At 38.1% G+C, this 23,143-nt stretch carries 24 protein-coding genes and 1 pseudogene; 16 read left to right on the plus strand and 9 right to left on the minus strand.

Translation table 11 applies throughout. The annotated features are described in order from the left end of the window. Positions 1–50 precede the first annotated feature (50 nt). The gene (locus tag ACGE0T_RS12600; RefSeq protein ID WP_459186986.1) at positions 51–371 is read left to right on the plus strand and encodes a helix-turn-helix transcriptional regulator; all 321 of its coding nucleotides are present in this window, start codon (positions 51–53) and stop codon (positions 369–371) included. After that, positions 361–1,923, plus strand: a complete 1,563-nt coding sequence (locus tag ACGE0T_RS12605; protein WP_459186987.1) for a type II toxin-antitoxin system HipA family toxin — start codon at positions 361–363, stop codon at positions 1,921–1,923. Before ACGE0T_RS12600 ends, ACGE0T_RS12605 begins: the two co-directional genes overlap by 11 nt. Positions 1,924–1,937: 14 nt before the next feature. Here the strand turns inward: ACGE0T_RS12605 and ACGE0T_RS12610 are convergent, their stop codons facing one another. After that, entirely contained in the window at positions 1,938–2,744 is an 807-nt protein-coding gene (locus ACGE0T_RS12610; protein WP_459186988.1) for a hypothetical protein, read from the minus strand. Between the two features lie 624 nt (positions 2,745–3,368). Then, complete coding sequence (locus ACGE0T_RS12615; protein ID WP_459186989.1) at positions 3,369–3,584, minus strand: hypothetical protein; 216 nt, start codon at positions 3,582–3,584, stop codon at positions 3,369–3,371. A gap of 152 nt (positions 3,585–3,736) precedes the next feature. Between ACGE0T_RS12615 and ACGE0T_RS12620 the strand changes: the two genes are divergently transcribed. The 3 genes from ACGE0T_RS12620 to ACGE0T_RS12630 all read left to right on the plus strand — a co-directional run bounded on the left by ACGE0T_RS12620 (position 3,737) and on the right by ACGE0T_RS12630 (position 6,255). Next, positions 3,737–4,321, plus strand: a complete 585-nt coding sequence (locus ACGE0T_RS12620; protein WP_459186990.1) for an ORF6N domain-containing protein — start codon at positions 3,737–3,739, stop codon at positions 4,319–4,321. 11 nt (positions 4,322–4,332) lie between these two features. Next, positions 4,333–4,491, plus strand: coding sequence for a hypothetical protein (locus tag ACGE0T_RS12625; RefSeq protein WP_459186991.1), 159 nt, complete (start codon positions 4,333–4,335; stop codon positions 4,489–4,491). Positions 4,492–5,127: 636 nt separating this feature from the next. Further along, positions 5,128–6,255 carry an RNA-guided endonuclease InsQ/TnpB family protein gene (locus tag ACGE0T_RS12630; protein WP_459186992.1) on the plus strand — a complete coding sequence of 376 codons (1,128 nt, stop codon included), beginning with the start codon at positions 5,128–5,130 and terminating at the stop codon, positions 6,253–6,255. Between the two features lie 51 nt (positions 6,256–6,306). On the opposite strand, the gene ACGE0T_RS12635 is transcribed toward ACGE0T_RS12630, so the two are convergent. Beyond that, positions 6,307–6,897, minus strand: a complete 591-nt coding sequence (locus ACGE0T_RS12635) for a recombinase family protein (protein WP_459186993.1) — start codon at positions 6,895–6,897, stop codon at positions 6,307–6,309. A 287-nt stretch (positions 6,898–7,184) separates the two neighbouring features. Between ACGE0T_RS12635 and ACGE0T_RS12640 the strand changes: the two are divergent. The 6 genes and pseudogenes from ACGE0T_RS12640 to ACGE0T_RS12665 form a co-directional block, all read left to right on the plus strand. After that, positions 7,185–7,376 (plus strand): annotated as a pseudogene (locus tag ACGE0T_RS12640) (PcfK-like family protein); the annotation flags it as partial. A 215-nt stretch (positions 7,377–7,591) separates the two neighbouring features. Beyond that, positions 7,592–8,857 (plus strand): eCIS core domain-containing protein, encoded by a 1,266-nt coding sequence (locus ACGE0T_RS12645; protein WP_459186994.1) that lies wholly within the window; start codon positions 7,592–7,594, stop codon positions 8,855–8,857. A gap of 476 nt (positions 8,858–9,333) precedes the next feature. Next, the gene (locus ACGE0T_RS12650) at positions 9,334–10,575 is read left to right on the plus strand and encodes an AAA family ATPase (protein ID WP_459186995.1); all 1,242 of its coding nucleotides are present in this window, start codon (positions 9,334–9,336) and stop codon (positions 10,573–10,575) included. Beyond that, positions 10,562–11,677, plus strand: a complete 1,116-nt coding sequence (locus tag ACGE0T_RS12655) for an RloB family protein (protein ID WP_459186996.1) — start codon at positions 10,562–10,564, stop codon at positions 11,675–11,677. Before ACGE0T_RS12650 ends, ACGE0T_RS12655 begins: the two co-directional genes overlap by 14 nt. 308 nt (positions 11,678–11,985) lie before the next feature. Next, complete coding sequence (locus ACGE0T_RS12660; protein ID WP_459186997.1) at positions 11,986–12,591, plus strand: hypothetical protein; 606 nt, start codon at positions 11,986–11,988, stop codon at positions 12,589–12,591. Between the two features lie 99 nt (positions 12,592–12,690). Continuing rightward, positions 12,691–14,751, plus strand: a complete 2,061-nt coding sequence (locus ACGE0T_RS12665) for an eCIS core domain-containing protein (RefSeq protein WP_459186998.1) — start codon at positions 12,691–12,693, stop codon at positions 14,749–14,751. A 66-nt stretch (positions 14,752–14,817) separates the two neighbouring features. On the opposite strand, the gene ACGE0T_RS12670 is transcribed toward ACGE0T_RS12665, so the two are convergent. Beyond that, positions 14,818–15,246: an RNA-guided endonuclease InsQ/TnpB family protein gene (locus ACGE0T_RS12670; RefSeq protein ID WP_459186999.1), complete on the minus strand. Its 429-nt coding sequence runs from the start codon at positions 15,244–15,246 to the stop codon at positions 14,818–14,820. 326 nt (positions 15,247–15,572) lie between these two features. Here ACGE0T_RS12670 and ACGE0T_RS12675 point away from each other — a divergent pair, with 326 nt between their 5' ends. Next, on the plus strand, positions 15,573–15,887 hold the full coding sequence (locus ACGE0T_RS12675) for a DUF2958 domain-containing protein (RefSeq protein WP_459187000.1): 315 nt from the start codon (positions 15,573–15,575) through the stop codon (positions 15,885–15,887). A gap of 181 nt (positions 15,888–16,068) precedes the next feature. Continuing rightward, a complete protein-coding gene (locus tag ACGE0T_RS12680; RefSeq protein WP_459187001.1) occupies positions 16,069–16,527 on the plus strand; it encodes a hypothetical protein in 459 nt (152 codons plus the stop codon). 151 nt (positions 16,528–16,678) lie between these two features. Here ACGE0T_RS12680 and tnpA read toward each other — a convergent pair whose 3' ends face one another. Next, the gene (tnpA, locus tag ACGE0T_RS12685) at positions 16,679–17,083 is read right to left on the minus strand and encodes an IS200/IS605 family transposase (RefSeq protein ID WP_459187002.1); all 405 of its coding nucleotides are present in this window, start codon (positions 17,081–17,083) and stop codon (positions 16,679–16,681) included. 75 nt (positions 17,084–17,158) lie between these two features. Between tnpA and ACGE0T_RS12690 the strand changes: the two genes are divergently transcribed. The 3 genes from ACGE0T_RS12690 to ACGE0T_RS12700 all read left to right on the plus strand — a co-directional run bounded on the left by ACGE0T_RS12690 (position 17,159) and on the right by ACGE0T_RS12700 (position 20,480). Further along, positions 17,159–18,406 (plus strand): RNA-guided endonuclease TnpB family protein, encoded by a 1,248-nt coding sequence (locus tag ACGE0T_RS12690; protein ID WP_459187003.1) that lies wholly within the window; start codon positions 17,159–17,161, stop codon positions 18,404–18,406. A 182-nt stretch (positions 18,407–18,588) separates the two neighbouring features. Continuing rightward, positions 18,589–20,319: a fimbrillin family protein gene (locus ACGE0T_RS12695; protein ID WP_459187004.1), complete on the plus strand. Its 1,731-nt coding sequence runs from the start codon at positions 18,589–18,591 to the stop codon at positions 20,317–20,319. A gap of 26 nt (positions 20,320–20,345) precedes the next feature. Further along, entirely contained in the window at positions 20,346–20,480 is a 135-nt protein-coding gene (locus tag ACGE0T_RS12700; protein ID WP_459187005.1) for a hypothetical protein, read from the plus strand. A 457-nt stretch (positions 20,481–20,937) separates the two neighbouring features. Here the strand turns inward: ACGE0T_RS12700 and ACGE0T_RS12705 are convergent, their stop codons facing one another. The 4 genes from ACGE0T_RS12705 to ACGE0T_RS12720 form a co-directional block, all read right to left on the minus strand. Beyond that, positions 20,938–21,210 (minus strand): hypothetical protein, encoded by a 273-nt coding sequence (locus ACGE0T_RS12705; protein ID WP_459187006.1) that lies wholly within the window; start codon positions 21,208–21,210, stop codon positions 20,938–20,940. Continuing rightward, positions 21,210–21,392, minus strand: a complete 183-nt coding sequence (locus tag ACGE0T_RS12710; RefSeq protein ID WP_459187007.1) for a DUF6965 family protein — start codon at positions 21,390–21,392, stop codon at positions 21,210–21,212. Before ACGE0T_RS12710 ends, ACGE0T_RS12705 begins: the two co-directional genes overlap by 1 nt. A 210-nt stretch (positions 21,393–21,602) precedes the next feature. Further along, positions 21,603–22,781 carry a M12 family metallo-peptidase gene (locus tag ACGE0T_RS12715; protein ID WP_459187008.1) on the minus strand — a complete coding sequence of 393 codons (1,179 nt, stop codon included), beginning with the start codon at positions 22,779–22,781 and terminating at the stop codon, positions 21,603–21,605. 31 nt (positions 22,782–22,812) lie between these two features. Next, entirely contained in the window at positions 22,813–23,097 is a 285-nt protein-coding gene (locus tag ACGE0T_RS12720; RefSeq protein ID WP_459187009.1) for an HU family DNA-binding protein, read from the minus strand. Positions 23,098–23,143 lie beyond the last annotated feature (46 nt).

Here is a 23,143-nt window from a genome sequence, read left to right on the forward strand (position 1 = left end):
TCTTATATCTTATATTTTGATTTAACAGTAAATATATTTACCTTTGCTGTATGACAACAAATCACATCACTCAGGCTATGGCAAATCCTGAAATCATAGCGGAATTGGGCAGGCGATTTAAAGAATATAGGTTGACCTATGACCTCACTCAGAAAGAGGCTGCCGAAAAAGCTGGTGTTAGTCTTATTACTTTACGCCAGTTTGAGAACGGGAAAGCCTATAACATCAATATGGGCAACTTTCTAGCGCTTCTGCGAGTAGTGGAGTGTTTGGAACAAATTGATGACCTTTTGCCGGAAATACCGATTTCCGCATACACAATGGAGCAACTAATCAATAAAAAGCCGAAAAGGATAAGACATGGAAAATAATATTATCAGTGTTATGTTATGGGGAGAAGAAGTTGGAAAACTCTATTGGGACGAAAAAAGCAAAAAGGCTATTTTCAACTATCACCCGGACTTTATCAAAAAATGTTTGGATATCGCTCCACTTACTGCTTCTGTTAAAGGAGCGGCAGCAAAGGGTATGCCTATACTCGGATACAGTGAGAAGATTTATCAAGGTCTTCCACCGTTCTTGGCAGATTCATTGCCTGACCGGTGGGGTAACATGGTCTTCGACCAATGGGCGGCACAAAACCATATCCCCAAACGCAGACTCACACCTGTAGATAAACTATCTTTCATCGGAAAAAGAGGAATGGGCGCCTTTGAGTTCATTCCGGCCACTCCCGGCTTGGAATCCTCTTCCACTCTTCAGATAGACAGTCTATATCAACTGGCACGCCGTATCTTTGAGGAACGGGAGGAAATATCCGTGCAAGATGATGAAGCACTGCAACTGCAAAGTATCTATGAGATAGGTACATCAGCCGGAGGGCAGCACCCGAAAGCCATCATCTCCATCGATGAAACGACACATGATATACGTTCCGGCCAAGTCCCTTTGCCGGAGGGCTATACCTACTACATATTGAAGTTTGCAGAAGGGGACGATTTTCCGTTCACGCAAATGGAAATGGTATATTATGAGATGGCGAAAGAAGCCGGGATTACGATGATGCCTTCCCGACTCATTCAAATAGAGGGGAAACATCACTTCCTGACGGAGCGTTACGACAGGATAAACGGAGAGAAGATACATACACAGACACTTGCAGCCATGAATCCGGACGCAACAAGCTATGAGGATTTGTTTGAAGTCTGCCGAAAGCTGAGCATCCCGGCCAGCGAACAGTCCGAACTGTACCGCCGGATGGTATTCAATGTCATGGGCGGCAACGTGGATGACCACATCAAGAATTTCTCTTTCCTGATGGAAAGAAACGGCACATGGCACATCACCCCAGCATACGACATGACATTCACCATTAATTTAGATGGTGCAGCATACGAAAACGTACATTCTTTGAGTCTTGCCGGAAAGAATGACGGAATCACGGAAGTTGATTTGCTGCAATTTGCCAAAATGAACGGTATCAAGAATGCGAAAAAGATAGTAGATGAAGTAAGCCTTGCCATTAGTCATTTCTATGATTATGCCACTAATCATCAGATAGACGACTATTGGAAAGACCGTATCGAACAACATCTTTCTGAACTTGTACCTACGGTCATGGGGGAAACCATGAGGCACTACCTGCCCACCATTGTCGAACCCTACGAAACAGAGGACAGCTTTCTGGTATCAGAAATCAACATCATCGAAAACACCCGGCATGATTTCCGTATCGAAGCCATCATCAACGGAAAGCGACAGAAATACATTGCCGGGCGTAAAAGCGATTTGGCTGCTGAAGTCATTGCCAAAGGCAGAAACAAGATGACCGTTGAGAACAAGAAAGAACTTGTGGAACGGTTGTTATTGGCTTTAGCTAGAAAGAATATAGTTATCTCATTTAAAAAAGAGAACCAGTATTAACAATATGATGTTTCTCAATTTTCATCCTCACAAGGAAGCATACACAATAGTTCATCAACGTTATTCAAAATCGGCATATTATTCCATCCTTTTGCAGCGTCAATAAAAAAAGAAGTAGGCTTTTCGCTTACAACAATTTCTATCAGTGATAAGGCTGGTTCATACTCACCACTTTGATTGAAGTTCCCTTTTTCTATTTTCCAACCCCAACATAAAGAACCAATATATTCTTTTGTTCCATCTGATTTATCTAGCATTGCTACAACTTCAAATTTCTGAGAACCAATAGGAATTATTTTTCCTCCCCAGGAATAAAGAGCATCAGGCTCATCCGAAAGAATTGCTGAATCCAATCCATTCATTCCATGTACATAATTCTGAACATATCCAAGCGAACCTTTCTTCTCAAAATCCGCATGATCACGATAAGGGGAACCAGCTAATCTTTGCTCAACATACCTTGGGTCTAAATTACATAATTTTCCTGATCCATCGTATATTTGTTGGTCAATAGCCCATCCATTTACCAAACGATTAGCAAAGCCTGCGGTTTTATTATTATCCCTATTCATTGTACGATCTAATACAGGTGCATTAATAACACGCTCTTTCAACGTCTGTAATTCAACTTCATCGCAAACAGCCTGAACTAAACAAATCCTATCCTCTTGCTTCAATCGGTCTTGAATTGTACTATTCGGACAAAACTCTACTACGATGGAACAAGAATATTTTTTTGAGCCAGCTCTGTCTGGAAGATTTTTTGTTAAAACATTATATGATGATACTTTAAAAATACCATTTTTTACTAAATAATCCATAATTTCATTTTTTATTTTCCTACTCTCTCCAAGACTTTTCGGAACCCGCCTGTCATTCATTCTCTCTGTAAGCTTACATTGCAAAAATATACAGAGAAGCAGGGATGTGATAATTTATTATTCGAAATGCATTGTTATACTAGTAGGCTACTCTCCTTACCTTGCCAATATACATTTACTACCGGAAAAGTAATTTGTGCACTTATGGAATTGCATGATACACTACAAAATTTTCAAGTTAAACAGATTTCTTCTTTAGAGAGCCTTACATATGAGTTAGGGAAACTAGCTGAAGTATTCCTTCATGGAGAATATCTGTTGGTCAGTACCGATTACCGAACATATATTCGGACTGTGGAATGCTATCTCCATGACGAGCAAGATACGCCAAAAGTTATCAAAGCGCCGTAATGTATTTGAATATGATGAGAAGGACATAAAGACAAAGCAACCAGATATGCGACAGTGAAGCTTTGCAAGTGAAACAGACATCAAATTATAATTATCGACAGAGAAACGGTGAGTATGTTTTTCCGAAAGTAAGGAAAGGGCTTATCTTCACAGACAGCCCTTTGTTGTTATAAATAAAAAAAACACTTCCGGCAATGTTCCGGAGCGATAACTTTATTTGCTTTTATTTAAAATAACGCGGCTCAGACGAGCTTGTATCTGCATCAATGTTACGATATCTAACTCGTCAAAGTCAATATCTGCAAGTTTTGTTTTGTCTTTGTTCATAGGAACATGTACGATTTTTGTTTCGCTCATTTCTTTTACTAAATCATCTACTTGCTCTTTAATCTTTTCTGCTCTTTTTGCAAAATTTACTGTTCTTGCCATAGTTGTCTTATTTTAATATGTTATTCTTAAAGGACAAATATAACAATTGTATTAAGAAATGACATTCTTAGAACCTTATTTTTCAAAAGGTATGCTAATTAGATATTGAAGAAAGAAATATTGTATATATTTAGGGCACAAACTCAAATGATATGGAAAATAAACTACAGGTTATAGGGATAAAAGAAGTGGAAGAACTGGTAATAGAACTTCGGGGACAAAAGGTTTTGCTCGATAGGGACGTAGCAACATTATACGGTGTAGAAACAAAACGAGTGAATGAAGCCGTAAGAAATAATCTGGACAAGTTCCCGGAAAGGTACTGTTTCACGTTGCAAGTAGCTGAAAAACAGTATGTGGTCGAAAATTTCGACCGGATGCAAAGTCTTAAAAAATCCACTGTAGAACCGAGAGCTTTCACCGAAAGAGGGCTTTATATGTTGGCTACTATTCTGAAAAGCCCAAGGGCGACACAAACAACCATGTCTATAATAGATACTTTTGCAAAACTGCGGGAACTTATTCGCAACATCGATGCGATTCATAATGAACCGGATAACGCAAAACAAAAGGGACTTATCCAGCGTACTGGTGAATTGCTATCCGATTTACTTGTAGAAGAAGATATCGGTACAACTGAAACTGAATCGTCTTTTGAATTAAATCTCATGGCGGTGAAGTTCAAACATACGGTAAAACGCACTAAAAAGAAACCTAAGGACGACCTAAATCAATAAAAATCATAGTTATGAGAACATTCACCATGAAAGAGTTTGAGTTAAATGAAGATGAAATCTTTGATTTAGCAGACAAAGGAGAAAAGGTGATCCTAAAGAGTGACGATTGTCGATATTATGAGCTGGTACCTGTAAAAAATGATTTTCAATCCGATTTTGTAACCATTTAAATAGAACTTCCGATATATGCTTGGGAAATCCTCGAAAATAGAGCACAAGAGAACGAGGTAACATTGGAACAGTTTGTTACAAAGACTTTAGAAGACTATGTAAACATGCTGCAAAACAAATAGTTATGTTTAAGATAGCAATATTTTTGAAATGTGTTAACTCATGCTAAATAAAAAAGGGAACTATTTGTTCCCTTTTTGCTTTGCGAGTGGTACAGGTGTTCAATTAAAAAAGGTCTTTTTTAAAACTGGACCAGACTCATTTTGGTTACTAAAAGAGTATCTCAGTCCTCTAAATAAAAATGCCGGAAATTATACACCCCGTTTTGTTTCGTGTGTATTTCGTCTGTTAATGTTCTGTATATCAAATTATTATTCACGTATATGGCAATTTTTAAGTTCAACTTAAAATCTGTCCAAATATACTATATGTTTCTGATAATCAAAAGGTTTTATGATTCGTTTTATATATTCTATAAATTCATGGACAGTTGTAATATTTCTCTCTTTATGAGAACCAAGCGGGAAAACACCCGGTTTCAATCGGTTGATGAAAGCGCCAGAATAATTATTGATTATCAATATGCTGATGCCATCTAATAGCTAAATAATAATTAATGCCTAAATTTGCAAGATATGCGAGCTACGTACAAATACAAGGCGTACACCCAGAACCGCAACCACCAGAGGCGGTTAGAAGGATATCTCCGCGCAGCAGCGTGGGTGTACAACCATTGCATAGCGTTACATAAATGGTACTACCGGTTATATCACAAGCGACTCCCGATGTACGATTTGCAAAAGCACCTCACGAAGCTGAAAAGACAAAATCGGTATGAGAGCTGGGCAATCCTGTCCTCACAGAGTATCCAACAGATAACTGAGAAAATAAGCGAGGGCTATAAAAGGTTTTTCAAGAAACAAGCCAAGCGACCGCCCACATTCCGTTCCTGGCGTAAGTATAAATCAGTAACCTTCAAGAACACCGGTTGGATTGTGAACGGGAACGTTTTCACCATAAACGCGCTTAAACTCCGGCTAAAGTTCCATAAGAGCCGGGAACTGGAAGGACAGGTAAAGACTGTCACGCTCAAACAGGATGCTGTTGGGGACTGGTGGCTTTCTTTTTCCTTAGAGATGGAATATAAAACCGAAATGAAGCCAAAGACGGGTAAATCCGCGGGGTTCGATTTCGGTATGAAAACTTTCCTGACCGCCTCCGATGGCGAGAGCATTCACTCACCATTGGTGCTTTTCCACTCACTCGACAAGCTCAAGCGTGACAGCCGGAACCTGTCCCGTAAACAAAAGGGTAGCCGTTCCCGTAAAAGAGCGCGTTTGGAGCTGGTACGTTTCCACAGGCGTATAGAGAACCGGCGGGAGGACTTCCAGTGGAAATTAGCCAATAGCCTGGTAAGCCGGTATGATTTGCTTTGTTTTGAAGATTTGAACATGAAAGCCATGCAAAAGGTCTGGGGACGCAAGATAAACGACCTGGCATTCGCCGGGTTCCTGAACAAGGTGGAATACCTTGCCGGCAAGCATGGAAAGCGAGTGATAAAAATAAACCGGTGGGAGCCATCAAGCAAGACTTGCTCCTGCTGCGGTCATAAGGAAGACAAAATGCCGCTTGATATGAGACAATGGACGTGCCCGGAATGCGGGGCGCACCATGACCGGGATGTTAACGCGGCTAAGAATATTTTACAGGTGGGGACATCCACCTTGGAGGGAGGGGCTATAAATCCAGCTATCGCTGGTTAGCCCCGTCGATTACCGAATCTCCCAGGCTTTAGCAGGGAGAGTATGTCAATATCATTTTCCTATAACGATCCCTTCTAATCTTAAATATTTATATAGAGTAGCACGGGCTATGCCTACTTTTGTACATACGTCATCTATCGTTTTATATTTCCTTTGTTGGTAGGCTTTATATTCTTCGGCTGCTAATTTGGCGAGTTGTTCTGCCTGTTTACTTAAGCCGGGTCTACGGCCACCAATACGTCCTTTCGCTTTAGCAGAGCTTAAACCGGCTCTTGTGCGTTCTGATATTATATTTCTTTCCATTTCTGCAATGCTGCATAGAACTTGGAATACAAATTTTCCAGTAGGGGAGGAGGTATCAATATCTTCTGTTAAACTTACCAAAGCAATTCTTCTTCTTTCTAGTTGTTCCTGGAGTTTGATTAGTTCTCCTGTTCTTCTTCCTAGCCGATCCAGTTTCCATACAATCAATTGATCGCCTGGCTTAAGTTTGCAAATAAGACTATTAAGAATTGGTTTATGTTTGTTTTTCCCTGAAATCTTTTCAGAAAAAATATTATTGACGCCATTATCTTTTAATGCATCAAGTTGAAGGCCAAGACTTTGATCCGGGGTTGATACGCGTGCATAACCGTATTTCATGTGTTTTTTAATGACAAAAATAGTATATATATGTCTTTTAAGAAATACAAAAAGATGTATACCCTGTTTAAGTTATCCGATTTGTTTTTCTATACTCTAATACTTTAAAAGAGTAGAAGTATATTCTTCATTTTGTATTCTCATGGTGTCTCTGTCCCTGAAAATACTTAAAATCATCATCTGATAGATGTTCTTTCATCCATTCATCCATACCTATATCGGTACGTTCATTAACGTATCTAGTAAAGGTGAACATCAATTTGCATTTATCAAATCCCTTATTTTTCATATCTGCTGCTATTCAATCATATTTGGAATACAGGGCATTGTCAGATGAATTGTTTAGAAATGTTTATAGCAAAGATTATAAAAATATTGAAGAATGTATTAACTATATTCTCGGAGAAGTTCAGAAAAGTGGATGTTCTGGATTTACAGATGAAGAAATATATTCAATGGCTGTTCATTATTATTCAAAGTATATTGTTATACGAAGTTGGAATTTGTCATTATTGGTATAGAGTTAGTTAACTTATTTACTTGTTAGATTAACTTCTGATAATGATAAGGTGTAAAACATAAAAGTTTTGTTTTTTTGAGAGTGGTTAATATGTTTTTAATAATTGCGAAACAAAATTTTGTAATTATGTATTATCTTTGTTATTATCTTTAAATTTTTTAACATCAGACTACCATGAGAGAATATGCTAAGAAGCTCGAAAGTCAATCTTGTACTTTGGATCGTAACCCTAAAGCATCTAGACAAGCACCAATTGATGTGATTCTTCAACGATATAAAGAACGGAATATACAGCGATATGCAGGGGATGAAGAATTGATACAAGGTAAGTTTGATACTGCTCAGTGTAAAGAAATAGGCGGAGACAAACTATTGCAGGGAAAGCTTGACTCAACTTCTATCGCCGAACAGGAGCCTGTACAACAAGAAGAAAAACCCAATAATACAGGTTTGCCCGACAATCTGAAAACGGGTATTGAAAATCTTTCGGAATATAGCATGGATGATGTGAAAGTGTATTATAATTCCCCCAAACCCGCACAACTACAAGCATTGGCTTACACACAAGGAAGTGATATACATGTTGCACCAGAAGAAGAAAAGCATTTACCACATGAAGCATGGCATGTAGTTCAGCAAAAGCAAGGAAGAGTACAGCCTACCATGCAGGTGCAAGGTGTAAATTTAAATGATAATGAAGGGTTGGTAAGTGAAGCTGATGTTATGGGGGAAAGGGCAAAATTTTCTATAGCCCAAAGAGAAGAAAATATAGAAAGTTCAGATCAAAATAGTTCAACTATTCAATGTATTTCAACAAATATGGCTAGGATTAAAGCTTTATTCAAAAGATTAAATTATGATCAAGTAGTTTTGCCGGCACTAAATACATATTTTTTAAAAAGATATTTAGTAGATGGTCAACCATTACAAACAATTGAAGGTTTAAGTGATAAAGAATATTCTGTTTTTTTAAATCAATTAGCTGCTATAGGAGATTATAGTGGAGCATCTTTTATTACAGAAGGCGTTTGGTATCGTGGTTTTGGACTTGTCCATTATTCCTATAAAGTATTCAAAGAAACAGGTGGTATTTTATCTGGAGAAGGGCTGGATGATACTTTAGTGTGGACAATGGGTGGTAGTACTACTAGGTGGATGCCTGGTTCAACTAATATTATGGTATGTGCTGGTGCTGCTTTGTCGCTCGTAAAACATGATATATATCGTGCTACTATAGGTGGACATCCAAATATAGCTGGAATTATTGTTAAGAAAGCTTTGTCTACAAATAATCCGGCATTTTACTTAAATGATCCTGCCTCAGAATGTGGTATTCGAGGACCTCAAAAAGTAGAATTAGCTTATTTAGTAGACTATGATGGCAATATGATAGAATATAACAATATAGTTGGTTTACCTGCTCCAAGAATGATTACCTAAATGGTTTATTATAACGCTAGTTTCGAACTATACCATCTAATATTTGGATTTACTTTAGCGCCAAACTTGCGAACAAAATTGTACGTGAGGAATGAAAACTTTGATTTTAGTGTGTTTCTGATCTTATCATTTAAAGTTTAATGATGTTTTATTTTGGAATCTCATAAGAATAGAAGCAAATTAGAGACAATGGATTCTGATGATCCTATTAGTGATTTGGGAATTAGGGTATACGGTGCAAGATTCATCAGATAGGACAATAAATATCAAAGAGTTTATGGAACGGATAACAGTCTAAAAAAAGCGTATCTCACAAATTGTAATTCCCATTATGTTTAATAGAGGAGTTATTACACTTTTTTTAGGGAAACATCTCTACCTTGTGTTTGTGATTTAACGTAATCTATGGTAAAAGTAGAAATATAATTTGCTATTTCGGAATTTAAATCTTTTATTTGCATAAAATGTGCATTAATATGATATTAAATTTGAAATTTAAAAATTATCGTTCTTTCAAAGACGAATGTGTCTTTACTATGGAACCAACTAGGTCTGTGGCAAAGACTAATAATTTATCTGAAGTAAATATTATTGGTAAAGGAATCACTCGTATATTGAAAATATCGGCTATTTTTGGAGCTAATGCTTCTGGAAAGACAAATATTATAAAGTTCCTCTATCGTTTCCAGCGATGGATATACAATGAGGGTAATTCGGTTGGGCAACCTATTTTACTATATAATCCTTTTAAATTTGACAAGGATTCTGCTAGTCAACCTTGCTCTTTTGCTATAGAATTTATAGTAGGTGAAATACGTTACTCATACGAAATTGAATTTGGTAATTTTGCAATACTATCTGAGGAACTTAATTATTTCCCTAATGGTAGGATAACATTATTGTATAAACGAGGAATGCAGAAAGAATCTAATTTTCATCATATCATACCAGGCTCTTCTGTTAAGGTGCACCCATTGCAAGTTTTTCCTAATCAGTTACTGTTATCTAAATTTCTAATAGATACTCCATATGAAGGGATAACCATAGCAGCAAAATATCTAGCAGAGATTTCTATATCAAATGGATTTCATGAAGATTGGTTAGCTAATCGTCTACCTGATTATTTGGGATGGTTACGCAGGGATTCACAACGCGGAAATAAACTTAGGCAATTCTTGCGCTATACAGATACTGGTTTATTTGGTTTTGATTCAATAATGAAAGATTCTAAAAATTATGACTTGAAAGGTTTACATCTTCGTTATGACAAAGGTGAAATGGTAGGTAAAGATGACCTTCCTTTTATAGAAGAATCATTTGGAACGCGTTCCCTTTTTATGCTTGGATGCTCTATATTACAATCCCTCGAAAATGGTTCTCCTATTTTTGTTGATGAGATTGATTCGGGGCTACATACTAATATTATCAAACTTATCGTTAATATGTTTAGAAATGAATATATAAATAAGAATAAATCACAACTTATTTTTACTACGCATAATGTTATTCTTTTAGATCAAGATGAAATAAGAAAAGACCAGATATGGTTTGTTGAAAAAGATAAGTATGGATGTTCTGAACTATATTCTCTATCTGATTTTGAAGATGTAAGAGAGACTACCCCGTTCACTAAGTGGTATTTGGAAAATAAATTTGGTGGTGTGCCGACTCTGAAATCCTTAGAACAATTATTTACGGAGGAAGATGCGGAAAATTAAAAACCCACGCCAAAGTAGGAAAGTGATTCACATTATATGTGAAGGAACTCACACGGAACCTCAATTCTTCGGGTCTATTCGTGATAGAGTTATTGATGGAAAATATAACATTGGGAATTGTGAAATAAATATTATTCCTAAGCCTATTAACTCGGATGATTCAAATATTGTGGGTACAGTAGAACCCCGTGGTTCCTATAAACCTAAGAAAAAACGTACTGCTATAAAAGATGCAGAAACCGAAGTAGAAATTTTAAAAGGTTTCCCTGTACCTTTGAATTGGATAAAAACAGCCCAAGAGATACTCAGAGAAAGAAGAGAGGACGAAGCATGGGCTGTATTTGATAAAGATGGACATCCCGCTATCGCAGAAGCTTTTGCTGCTGCAGGCGAAGAAATTGGAGGAAGGAAGGTCGGTATCGCCTTTTCAAGCCGTAGCTTTGAGTATTATTTATTGCTACATTTTGAATATATTTATAAAGAGTTCAATGCCACGGAATGTAAGGGATATGTGAGAAATAAACTAAAGCCATTAAATTGTATGTTGGCCGACGCAAAAGAAGGCTCGTGTAATGGAGACAAATGTATTAATGGCTATGCGCGGAGCAAAGGGTATTGGAATGAAAGCAAAAAAATAGAATCTATGTTTCCCTTGGTTGAAGATAGACTGCTAATTGGGATTGTTAATGCCTATAGGTTACGTGAAGAAAGCAATAATAGAGATTCCCGTCTTATATATCAAAAAAATCCATATGTAACTACTGATGGACTTATATGTAGGCTAACTAACACTCAGGTTATAGGATGCAGGATTCCTTTTAATTTGAAATATGATGATATACCCATAGAACTTTATTTTTTTCAAGACTGCTGGATTTATGTTCAGAACAAGTCTTCTGATAGAATACTTATTTTACCAGAAGACTTTTTTCTAATTTTGAATTATTATACAAATAGGTCACAACAAATGCTAGAGAGAATAGTATTGCAACCAAAAGAGGAAGTCCTTTATGAGAATACCTCTCTAAAACGGTCTGAAATAATTATTATAAATCCTTCTATGGTAGGTGGAATAAATTATCTTTTTTGCCTCCATGAATAGTATCAACATTGTATTATATAACTAATTAGCTATATATTTATGACACAATAGTTGTAGTTACATTCACGGATAATAAACAATGCAGCTTTCCCCTCTTATTAATTATGACTATTTTATATTTTGTCCGAAATTATTACTTTTTTTCGGACAAAATCATGTGGCAAGTGAATTATAGGTTCCATTGCTACATAGATTTTATTATGTCGAAACGACAATCCCCCCTCTCCTTTCCTATTTTTCAAGAGATTTGCATCTTGAAATCTTGAAAAATAGGATATATTTGCTTACTACATAAATAGCATACTGATATGATGGAACAAAAATTATTGAGAATCTGTAAGAAAAGCCTATCGACTAAGGCGTTAACGAAAATGGTAGGTGGTAAGTTAAAATATAATATATACTTGATAACAAGTATGATATTGTTAGGCTTGCTAGCTTTTTTCCTTTTGATAAGTATCTTGTTGAATTTAAATATTTTCGTTTTTTCCTTTGTCGTAGCTTTTTTAGGAGGATCTGCTATGTTGTTGAGTAGGAAGAGTAAAAGCAACTCCTTGAGAAGTTTATATGATAATAGCGGCCAGAGTGTAAGTATTGATAAATTAAAGGTAAAACATTTGAAGAGGATAATAAAGAAAGACTTAAGTCACCAAGAAAAGAAAACAGTTGAAAGGATGATTTCTTGTTTTGAAAAATACAAATGTCCTGAAGAAATTGATTGGATATTTTTAATACCATCTTTTGCTGTTATTGCTTATGATATTATTTTTATGAAGTCTGGTTTTTTAAGAGATTTGCAATATTGGGTTATATACTTATTTATATATCTTATATATGTTATAATCAAATCTGTCCAAAATCAAAAGGCTGTATTGTTAAGACGAGCTTTGGTTGAAATTGCCAAGAGAAAATAAAAGGTTTTTTAGAAACAGGTTGATATATTTTTCATGATTGTGAAACAAAATTTCGTTATCATGTATTATATTTGTTATCATCTTCAATATTAATTTGCCATGAAAGAATATGCGAAGAAACCCGAAAATCAATCACGACCTTTGGATAGTAATTCCAAAGCTTCTAGACAAGCACCAATTAATGTGATTCTTCAACAATATAAAGAACAAAGCATACAGAGGTATGCAGAGAGTGCAGACGAAGAGTTGATACAAGGCATATCTTATACTACACAACATAAAACAACCGATGAAGATGAATTTTTGCAGGGTAAGTTTGAGTCAACTCTTACTGCCGAACAAGCACCTATACAACGAGAAAAAAAAACAAATAATACAGGATTGCCTGATAGCCTAAAAACAGGAATTGAAAATATTTCCGGCTACAGCATGGACGATGTAAAAGTACATTTCAATTCGGATAAACCCGCCAAGTTGCAAGCTTTAGCTTATACACAAGGTGCGAATATCCATGTAGCTCCCGGACAGGAAAAACACCTGTCTCACGAGGCTTGGCATATGGTACAGCAAAATCAGGGGTGCGTGCAGTCAACTATGCAATTGAAAGGAGTCAATGAAAAGGATAATGAGGGATTGGTAAGAGAGGCAGATATGATGAGAAGCAAGGCAATCCACGCAAAACCCGGTTTATCGAAGTTAGACCCGCACAACTATAAAGATGGTAGCAACGTTATTCAGCAAGTAAGCATTAATGGTGACGTTGTTTCTCAAAAAGTGTTGGAAACTTATAACGGGCTTCATCCCGCAATTAAATCATACATTCGTGCCACTGCCGAGATGGATGATTTTTTCACCCTGCCTGAAAATAATCAGATAGAGTTTTTACTAGGCCTGCAGAGCTACTTACCGATGATTGATTCTATTATACGACAGCAGGCAGCTTCACGAACAATTACGCTCAATTCTGCCGATTCTGTTGATATAGAATTGCTTCGAAGAAATTTTTTTCTGGCTAACCCCGACTTTATAAACGAGGCGTTAAAGCTGTACCGGAACATGAACGCAACATTCCATTTTCCGACTGTAGACGGTTTTACCACAATTTCCATACTATATTCTCAAAAGCCTGTTCCTGCTATCAAACTACCTCCACCTATAAAAGTTTACAATGGCGGATTTAGGATTAATGCAGGAGCTGATAAACAGACTCCTACAAAAGAGCAGCTCCAATCCGGGAATTATGTCACCAAGCTGAATGCCGGCAACACGCAAACCTTATGCCTGGGCTGGGCAACTGCCGTCCATTTGCAAAAATCGGGAAACGGCTACCGCATCGTAAAGCTAATAACACAGAAACCGCTTTTCGATAAAACAAATACATTGCACAGTATAGGGGAAGAAGGAAAAGGTGTTGACAAATATATGGTGTATAATAGCAACGCAGTAGGACAAACCATTACCAATGTATTCACGCTTTCAGTAAGTTCCTGCTCTTTTACCGTATTAGGTGATGCCGATAACATGAACATTGTTATTATGCACATAAACGAAAAGCCACACATACCCCTTGAGCAAGTGTTGGCTGGAGGTGTTTCGCCTACTATTTTTACCCGGATGTGTATTAGCAGGGTAACGATGGAACAAGATAAGGAAGATGAAATTGTAGGGCTGATGAGACTGGAAACAATAGTCCGCAATTTGCGGGATGTAAATATAAATACAAGTCATAATGAACTTCTGTACGATTGCCCCCAACAACAACACGAATATATAGGCGTTGATTTGCTGGGAGAACCGAGAATTTACGGACAAGTAGGAGCTACCCAAGCGCTTGTAGGTGGAGTAGCAGGTTTTTTGAGTGAAAAAAAAGAGTGGATAACAGAAAATACTTATAGGTATTTCCATATAAAGAAAAACGAACTAGAATATGTAAAACAAATAGAATATTTATTAGCTATGGCAGATGGAATATCAGTAGTATTGGGAAAAAATCTTAAGGAGCTTATTTTCCTGTTGATCAATAAGGATGTAGATAAACCATATTTTTATATATGGATTACCATAAGGGAATTTGCAACTGATGGAATACCCCAAGAGATGAAAAGCCAGCTAGCCGGAAAAATCAATGAATCCAATGGACATTTCGATCAACCTCTTTAGCAATTCGATTTGACATGCTCTCCCTGCTAAAGCCAAGGAGATCCGGTTGTCGACGGGACTAACCTGCTATAGCTGGTTTACAATCTCTCCCTTCAGAGTGGATGTCCCCACCTGTAAAATATTCTTAGCCGCGTTAACATCCCGGTCATGGTGCGCCCCGCATTCCGGGCACGTCCAACGCCTCATATCGAGCGGCATTTTGTCTTCCTTATGCCCGCAGCGTGAGCAAGTCTTGCTTGATGGCTTCCACCGGTTAACCTTCACCATCTTTTTCCCGTGATTACCAGCAAGGTATTCAACCTTGTTTAGGAACCCGGCGAATGCCAGGTCGCTTATCTTGTGTCCCTTAATTAATGTACAGGTAGGTTTGTATTCCCATGCCGGAAATGGCATGGAGATGGGTATACGAATTTGGCTACAAAATTCGTATGGTTTGTTTTTCTTTCCGCAATGCTCTTTCCCTCTTTTCTGCTTCCCGTTTGGTATTCGAATCAATGCAACAACAGAGATCCTTTGTTTTTAACCGGCAAAGATATGGTGGGTGATGGATATGAAAGAGTTCCGGCTCTCGCCTTTGTACGAAAAAAAATAACGAATGCCCGTCTTGCCGGCCACAACATTTTTTTTCTTCAAAACTTTTCTTAATCCATCCTTCCTTACTGATTATAGCCGTAAAAAAAAGGCTCATAAACTCAGTTGTAGCATGATTTGCTCAAAAAAAGTCAGCAGAAAGAAAGATCATCCCGGAAAGGGTTTTAAAAAAAAGGTCTATAAATCTAGCTGAAGCATAATTAAAGTTTAATCTAATAAAAATGCGACTTATGATTACGTTGACAGAAGAGTTAAAGAGAGTGTTTGAAACTAGTCCTTTATATTCCAAGGATGGACAAGGTTCTAATGCTGAGATTATTGTAAAGTTTTATTTACCTTTTTCTTCAGTGGTATGGCTGATAACAGAAGCGGAAGAACAGGAAGATGGAGATTGGCTTTTTTTTGGGTATTGCCATATCTATGAGTGGGAATGGGGCTATGTACTTCTTTCTGAAATACAAGAGGTGAATGTGCGTAACTTGACAGTTCAGGTAGACGAGCACCTGAAAGCCGGTACTTCTGTTAAGTCCTATCTTAATTCATGAGGGTGAAAAGGGAGCAATCCCTTTTCATTTCTAATATTAAATAATGGTACTGGATTATCTTAAATAAGACTTTATATAGGTGACAAGGAAAGATGGTTACTTTCGGAAAAATAAACAATCAATTTTTTTAATCACTCTATATTCTAAAATGATAGAACAAACATATTAAAATCAAAATAAAATGAAGACATCAGACAAACCGACAAAGCAAATATTAATCAAAGCAAATACGGGCAGTGAATGGGATTGCTGTGAGTTCGCACTTATTCATATTTCTGAACAATGGATGAAACAGCAAGCTGAAAGGTTAGAGGCTATCAAACCTTTAACAAGCGACAGTAGCTTCCAATCAACAAGGTATTATACTAATTCCGTGGAATTTTACCAATCAGGCGATAATGGGAATCTGGACATAGAACAGTTACTGTCTGGTAAAGACTGGGTATTTGTGGAACTGGAAGAAGATGAACAGGATAGGCATACTCCACCTGAAAACAGCTTGGATTTTTACAAGATTGTCATATACCGTGATGGAAATGCAAGATTTGAGGCATTCGGTAAGCATACCAATGAGGAATTTTGGACAAATGAGTTTCCGCTGCAACAGCTAACTGAGCAACTTCTACAATTCCTGAAATAGTTTCTTCATTCTAAAAATAATATATATGGTAGTAAAAAAGAAGTAACAATAGTGAATTATTAATAGCAGGGCGAAAGCCCTGCATAACATATTGTTTAAGATTCAAGCGAGAATTCCCCTGTCTTTAGGCAGGGGATGATAGCGTTTTCGTTCAAACCTTCTTTTGGTTTTTAATGTATTTCCTTACTGTCTCCTCGGAAATATGACCAACGGACTCTACAAAATAGGAGCGAGTCCAGAGGGATGGCAAGCGACTACGCAACCATGGAAACTCATTCCGCAGACAGACGGAGGAATATCCCTTCAGTTGATTGATCACAAAATGAATGGCATAGGTAGGTTTGCTTCGGATAAAAAGGTGGACATGGCTGGGCATGACTTCCATGTTTTCTATGGTTATTCCCAACTCGTTTGCCTTCTCCAGCAATAGAGATTTCAATCGTTCATCAACTCCGTTTATCAGCACTTTTCGTCTATATTTCGGGCAGAATACAATATGATAACCCAAATTGAAAACGCAATGGGTATTTGATGTATATCTTTTTGCTAATGTCATAGATAATATGATATTGAATTATTTACAAACATAAGAATAATATTATATATTTGCATTGTATCTAATTATAATTGTATGTTGAGAGCCTACAAATATAGAATCTATCCGACAGACGAACAGAAGGCTTTGTTCGCAAAGACCTTCGGCTGTTGCCGCTTTGTCTACAACTGGGCACTCAACCTGAAAATCGAAGCCTACGGGCAGGAAAAGAAGTCCGTAGCATACAAGGAAGTGCAGGACCGATTGGTGAACGAACTGAAGAAAGAGAACCAATGGCTGGCGGAGGTAAATTCACAAGCCCTTCTGAATTCTATCCGCAACCTTGACACCGCTTACAAGAACTTCTTCCGTGACAGGAAAGTCGGTTTTCCTGCATTCAAGTCTCGCAAGAACAGACAGAGTTTCCAGTGTCCGCAGCATTGCCGTGTGGACTTCGACAAAGGCACAATCACTATACCAAAAGCCAAGGATATATCTGCCGTACTGCACCGCAAGTTCAAGGGGACGGTGAAGACCGTTACCGTCTGCATGACACCATCGGGCAAATACTTTGCGTCCGTCCTGGTAGATACATCCATGCAGGAAATGAAGCCTTCCGAACCCGTGCACGACACGGCCATCGGCATCGACCTCGGTATCAAATCGCTCGCCATCTGCTCGGATGGACGGACGTTCAACAATCCGAAGAACCTGCAACGGAGTCTGGACCGTCTGGCTCTGCTGCAGAAGCGGCTGAGCCGGAAACAGAAAGGTTCCGCCAACCGCAACAAGGCTCGCATCCGCGTGGCCCGGTTGCAGGAACATATCGCCAACAGCCGTAAGGACCACCTTCACAAGATTACCCATGCACTCACGCACGACAGCCAAGTGCGTACCATCTGCATGGAGGATTTGAACGTGAAGGGTATGCAGCGCAACCACCATTTGGCACAAGCTGTAGTGGATGCATCTTTCGGGATGTTTCTTACGCAGATTGAATACAAGTGCAAGTGGTATGGCGTGAATCTCATAAAGATAGACCGCTTTGCTCCAAGTTCGAAGACCTGTGGTAAATGCGGCTATGTGTACAAAGAATTGAAGCTTAGCGAGCGCAGCTGGACTTGTCCCGAATGTGGCACACATCACGACCGGGACTTCAATGCCGCTTGCAACATCAAAGAATTTGGCTTGAAAGCCCTACCCACGGAGCGTGGGAAAGTCAAGCCTGTGGACTGCCCTCTTGTGGATGACCGACCCCGTGTCCTTAAAAGCAATGGCAGGAAGAAGCAGGAAAAGAGAGGAGATATATGTATCTCCGATGCTCATGCCTTTAGGCGTGGGTAGCTCACAAGGAAATCGACGTTTTCCATTACCGGAAATTGAAAAAGTATTGGAATATTTGGATTTAGAGATAACAGTAAAAAATAATCCAAAGTAAGCAGGTTTGTATATTTTTCCGAAAGTACATCCCTCCTATCCTATTTACAACAGATTTAAGTATATTCAATTAAAAAACAAACCAAATAATGAAAAAGCAAATATTATTAGTAGTACTAGTTACTTTGGCCCTTTTCTCCTGTACACCAGAAAACAATAATGGAACTGATGGTGGTGGAAATGGCGGTTCCGATACAAAAAATCTAATTTTATCGGCGACAATTGATGACGATACATTATCTTTTAAAGCTGGTGATGAGATAGGGCTTTTTGTTACAACAGCTTCAGGTGGCAAATATGGGGATATCGAGTCTAACATAAAGGCCCAGTATAATACAACTTGGAAAACATCAATGTCCAGTCCTTTATCGGAAGAACCTGCAAAGGTGTATGCATATTCCCCGTATGTATCCGGCGCTACAGATGTTAAAGCGGTACCAATCTTTACTGACGGAAAAAAGGCGGTGCTCTATGGGACACAAAATAACGAAGATGTAATAAATAATGGGAATAATAGTGCATCCCTTGTGATGAAGCATGCCCTATCGACGGTCGCTTTTAATTTCTCTAAAACGAACTATTATGGGGCGGGTCGATTGGAGAAAGTTGAAATTCTTAATGGTGAAGGAAGAAAAGTCTTTGCTTCCCATGGGACATTGGACTGTACCACGGGAAAAGTCTCTCTAATACCGGAAGATACAGCAAAGGTGGTAAAGGATTGTAAGTTGACTCAGTATGATGATTTTTCAAATATACGGAAAGGTTTGCGTGAATTTCCTCTTATTCGCTCTATTCCGGAAGGACAGCCGATAGAAGATAATATCCAATACCTTAGAGTGCTGCCGATGGAAACATTGCAGTCAGATGGTGATATAGTATTTCGATTTACCATTGATGGTGTAGCTTATACATATCCGGTTAAAGCCGGTACGACATGGAAACAAGGAGAAACGTCTTTTTATACGTTTACCCTTGAAGGAGAAGAAATAAACTTAGACAAGATGTTTAATATAACTTGGGCTGAACCGGGATATCCTGGCAGCTATGATTATGTTCCTTTTCCGGCGGAAGCTAAACCTGCAATATTACATGCAATGAAAATATGGGCACAATGTCTTGATATTAAAGTCCCTTTAAATGCAGTATTTTCTTTTGCTCCTCTACGAGGCGCGGCTGCAGTATCTGCTGTTGGTAGTTATTATATTGAAAATAATAGAGATTATCGATATCCAGAAACTTTGAAGAACCAAATGGTGGGGTATGATAGCGAACCGTATTCACCTGAAATAGAAATTACATTTAATTCAGATGGATGGTGGTATTATGGGACGGATGGAAAGTATCTTGAAAAACCAATAGATGATACAGCTTCTACTATTGCGATGGATTTGCTTTCTGTTACATTACATGAAATGTGTCATTCGTTTGGCTTTTCATCAACATTACACCCTAATGAAAATGAGCATATAGGGACTAAAGCACAGTCGGAACCTTTGGACATGGATATATTTGGTTCTTTCATGGTTGACAAAAATGGACGCTCATTAAAAGATTATCCAGATCATTCCAGAGAATTGTATGATGTCCTTGTTTCAGGAAAAATTTCTTTTGCCGGACCTAATGCGGTTATGGCTAATAAAGGGGAACCTGTACCTATGGCTGATAACACCCCAAATCCAACATGGAATACCAGTCATCTGGAAGGATTTAATATAATGGCAAATGGGGAGTATCATCATCCCGGTACTATAATATTAGCAATGCTTCAGGATATAGGTTGGGATATAAAACCCTTACCTGTATTGAAGGAACAGAATTGAAAAACAAACGTTAATTTGGACGAAAAATGAAAGCTGGTGGTACTATTATGGTACAAACAGTGGTCATACAATTACGTTACCTGCCGGCACATATCGATTCTCCGCAAGGGCAAGCGGAAAAAGAGATAGGGATGATTATTTTGAGGAGACATTTACAGTAACATATCCCAAAGGAGATATGGTAACTGTGACTAATGGAAACCTATCTTCAATAGAAGTAAGGATTAGTGAATAATATATAGTCACTTCTTTTATGAGGAAAAGGGGTATCCGGAAAACTGGATATCCCATTTCCTTATAAAAAAGGATGCACTAAAAAGTACATCCTTCTATGGATAGTGAAACAAATGGAATCTTGGGATTCGGTTGTCATCGGGAACCACCTGTATAGCCAGTCTTCCGTTCCCTCTTCCCTGAGTCGATGTCCCCTCTTAATATATTTTGAGCTTAACATCCTGGTCGTGGTGTGTTCCACATACAGGACACACCCATTGCCGGATATTCAGCGGCATTTATTCTCCGAAAGAAGTAACCGGTTCATTAATTAGCTACAGGAGGAAAAGTATTTTTGCTATCAGGCAATACCCGAAATCAGACTATATAAGGGCTTAATTGCTATCAGTTATCCCCGTCGATATGCTTTTTTATCCGACCAAGTGCTATCAAAAACAATTTGTTGACCTCTTTGAGTTCTTCATATTTCTTTTTTATCTCCCTCGATTCTGCGAATGTTTCTTTTATTATTTGTTGCCATCGTGGATATTCATGAATCATATATTTGATGGCCGCACTTCCATTTTTCTTGCCAACCATCTTTTTGAAGGCTTCCAGTTCCTGCGCTTCTTCTTCAGTGAGTCGAAGAGTGATAATTGATACCTTTTTTTGTGCCATTAGATTGTTCCTTCCTTTTCCAGTTCTTCTATCTTGTCCCTGATTTCCTGTAATTGTGTGATTTCTGAAGAGAAGGTAGGGTTCCCATCATGAAGGGGAATACACCTGACATACATTTCCAGGTCCTTTTTTAAATCAAAAATGAAAATCGATTTGTTTACTCTAAGTTCATTTATTGTCATCCGTTTTAGCCCATTCCACGAGTTCTTTTGTTTCTTTTGTCATAGTGATATTCTTTTCTCCTTAGTGCAAAGATGCGAAAAAAGAATGCCCGGGCTTCACAGCCGGGGCACTTCCATTTTATTTGATAATGTGATATCGCTAAAGTTTCGGTTAACTTTTATCTACAAACTATATATCTAAATTGAAATAATGGGATTTATATAGATAGATTATTTCAATGTCAATCGTTTTTTTATTTCTGTACGGTTGGTACTGTCTTTATGCTTACCGCTGCTTAACCAATCATAACTGCTAGCGGACATCAAATCTGCACTCCAGAATATCTGATACCATTCGGCTTCAACATGTTCCGCTCCAAATATATGACCTATCTCGTGTGCCATTGTGAATTTATTCCAAGCATTGGTGCAGGATACGCCATAAGCTTTTAAGTTATTATTTACATTATAATCACCAATATAAGCACGGCCTAAAACATTATCATTCCAACCACCCCAGCGGCAGAGAATAAATATTCCATTGGTATTTTTATATTGGCTTTTCATTACCCAATCACGAAACTCAGGTAGAGCATCCTTGGATTTATTCGAACCTTTGAAAACGCAATTCTCAATATGCACGTTGAACTTGACATTACTCTGTACGTCTTTCAAGGCAGCGATAGCATCGTTCACCTGCCAGTTCATTTCATGGGTTATCGGATTGCTACCTTTTTCACGAAGCAGGTATATGTCGATTGTCGGTGTTTTTGGTACAGATACAGGAGCTGGGCTGAATGCCTGTTTCACCTTATTAAATAAGTTCGAAAAAAGACCTTTTGTCATTTCCGACTGTTGGTATTTTAACTCTGTTTCCGGAAGGGAATAAACATTATTTTCCTTCATGACTTCACGGACACCGGTAAGATTCAGTTTAAAGGAGGTATTCCCAGCCGAACGGGTTACAGCTGCTTCACCGCTACGGGTCGTTGGTACCAGATTCTCATACAGGTCAGCAATCTCTTGCTGCTGCATTTCATTGGCATACGCAATATATCCGAACAACTCGCTGTTGTCTGTCACACGTACAGCAACGTATTCAGGCGAGACGGTCAAATCCAATGAGTCCGCAGGATTGGCGGAGGTGAACATCAGTTGTTCCATATTTCCGGAACTGATATTATCCGAAGCGACCAGTTCCACTGTACGCGTAAACTCACCATCAGTGAAAGTCACATCCTTTAATGAGGTTTGTTCGGACAAAAGCGTCATAACACTTTCATAACTCATTACACGAAGGTCGATGGTTACAGGCTCCAAGGAGTTCTCATTACTCTGGGGTAATATCTCGTCTTTGGAACAAGAAGTAAAAGCAAGCAACAAGCTTACCGCAAATAAGACTTTTTTCATAATACATCATTTTTTATTGTAAAACATATTATTAAACCATATCCTGGTTTAACTTATTCAGTAACTCTTTCCCCGGACGGAACTTTATGCTTACGTTGGAAGGGATTACACATTTTTCCCCTGTTTTTGGATTACGCCCAACACGCTCTGCCCGTTTATATAGACAATAGGAACCGAATCCCTGCATGATTAACCGGTCATCTTCCTGAAAGACATTCACCAGTTCTTCGTTAAAAGCATGAAGGAAACAGGATACCTCACAAGACGGAAGAGACAGACGCTTGGACATGCGTTTTATAAATTCTGTTTTGTTCATTTGAGTTTCTTATTTTTCTATTTTATAATTCTGTAAATAAAAGGCG

It is taken from the genome of Parabacteroides sp. APC149_11_2_Y6, assembly GCF_054506995.1.

What these genes read in the sequence shown, in the direction of transcription:
- ACGE0T_RS12600 (WP_459186986.1), top strand. Translation starts at nt 51, where the DNA reads ATGACAACAAATCACATCACTCAGGCTATGGCAAATCCTGAAATCATA.
- ACGE0T_RS12605 (WP_459186987.1), top strand. Translation starts at nt 361, where the DNA reads ATGGAAAATAATATTATCAGTGTTATGTTATGGGGAGAAGAAGTTGGA.
- ACGE0T_RS12610 (WP_459186988.1), bottom strand. Translation starts at nt 2,744, where the DNA reads ATGGATTATTTAGTAAAAAATGGTATTTTTAAAGTATCATCATATAAT.
- ACGE0T_RS12615 (WP_459186989.1), bottom strand. Translation starts at nt 3,584, where the DNA reads ATGGCAAGAACAGTAAATTTTGCAAAAAGAGCAGAAAAGATTAAAGAG.
- ACGE0T_RS12620 (WP_459186990.1), top strand. Translation starts at nt 3,737, where the DNA reads ATGGAAAATAAACTACAGGTTATAGGGATAAAAGAAGTGGAAGAACTG.
- ACGE0T_RS12625 (WP_459186991.1), top strand. Translation starts at nt 4,333, where the DNA reads ATGAGAACATTCACCATGAAAGAGTTTGAGTTAAATGAAGATGAAATC.
- ACGE0T_RS12630 (WP_459186992.1), top strand. Translation starts at nt 5,128, where the DNA reads ATGCGAGCTACGTACAAATACAAGGCGTACACCCAGAACCGCAACCAC.
- ACGE0T_RS12635 (WP_459186993.1), bottom strand. Translation starts at nt 6,897, where the DNA reads ATGAAATACGGTTATGCACGCGTATCAACCCCGGATCAAAGTCTTGGC.
- ACGE0T_RS12645 (WP_459186994.1), top strand. Translation starts at nt 7,592, where the DNA reads ATGAGAGAATATGCTAAGAAGCTCGAAAGTCAATCTTGTACTTTGGAT.
- ACGE0T_RS12650 (WP_459186995.1), top strand. Translation starts at nt 9,334, where the DNA reads ATGATATTAAATTTGAAATTTAAAAATTATCGTTCTTTCAAAGACGAA.
- ACGE0T_RS12655 (WP_459186996.1), top strand. Translation starts at nt 10,562, where the DNA reads ATGCGGAAAATTAAAAACCCACGCCAAAGTAGGAAAGTGATTCACATT.
- ACGE0T_RS12660 (WP_459186997.1), top strand. Translation starts at nt 11,986, where the DNA reads ATGATGGAACAAAAATTATTGAGAATCTGTAAGAAAAGCCTATCGACT.
- ACGE0T_RS12665 (WP_459186998.1), top strand. Translation starts at nt 12,691, where the DNA reads ATGAAAGAATATGCGAAGAAACCCGAAAATCAATCACGACCTTTGGAT.
- ACGE0T_RS12675 (WP_459187000.1), top strand. Translation starts at nt 15,573, where the DNA reads ATGATTACGTTGACAGAAGAGTTAAAGAGAGTGTTTGAAACTAGTCCT.
- ACGE0T_RS12680 (WP_459187001.1), top strand. Translation starts at nt 16,069, where the DNA reads ATGAAGACATCAGACAAACCGACAAAGCAAATATTAATCAAAGCAAAT.
- tnpA (WP_459187002.1), bottom strand. Translation starts at nt 17,083, where the DNA reads ATGACATTAGCAAAAAGATATACATCAAATACCCATTGCGTTTTCAAT.
- ACGE0T_RS12690 (WP_459187003.1), top strand. Translation starts at nt 17,159, where the DNA reads ATGTTGAGAGCCTACAAATATAGAATCTATCCGACAGACGAACAGAAG.
- ACGE0T_RS12695 (WP_459187004.1), top strand. Translation starts at nt 18,589, where the DNA reads ATGAAAAAGCAAATATTATTAGTAGTACTAGTTACTTTGGCCCTTTTC.
- ACGE0T_RS12700 (WP_459187005.1), top strand. Translation starts at nt 20,346, where the DNA reads ATGAAAGCTGGTGGTACTATTATGGTACAAACAGTGGTCATACAATTA.
- ACGE0T_RS12705 (WP_459187006.1), bottom strand. Translation starts at nt 21,210, where the DNA reads ATGGCACAAAAAAAGGTATCAATTATCACTCTTCGACTCACTGAAGAA.
- ACGE0T_RS12710 (WP_459187007.1), bottom strand. Translation starts at nt 21,392, where the DNA reads ATGACAATAAATGAACTTAGAGTAAACAAATCGATTTTCATTTTTGAT.
- ACGE0T_RS12715 (WP_459187008.1), bottom strand. Translation starts at nt 22,781, where the DNA reads ATGAAAAAAGTCTTATTTGCGGTAAGCTTGTTGCTTGCTTTTACTTCT.
- ACGE0T_RS12720 (WP_459187009.1), bottom strand. Translation starts at nt 23,097, where the DNA reads ATGAACAAAACAGAATTTATAAAACGCATGTCCAAGCGTCTGTCTCTT.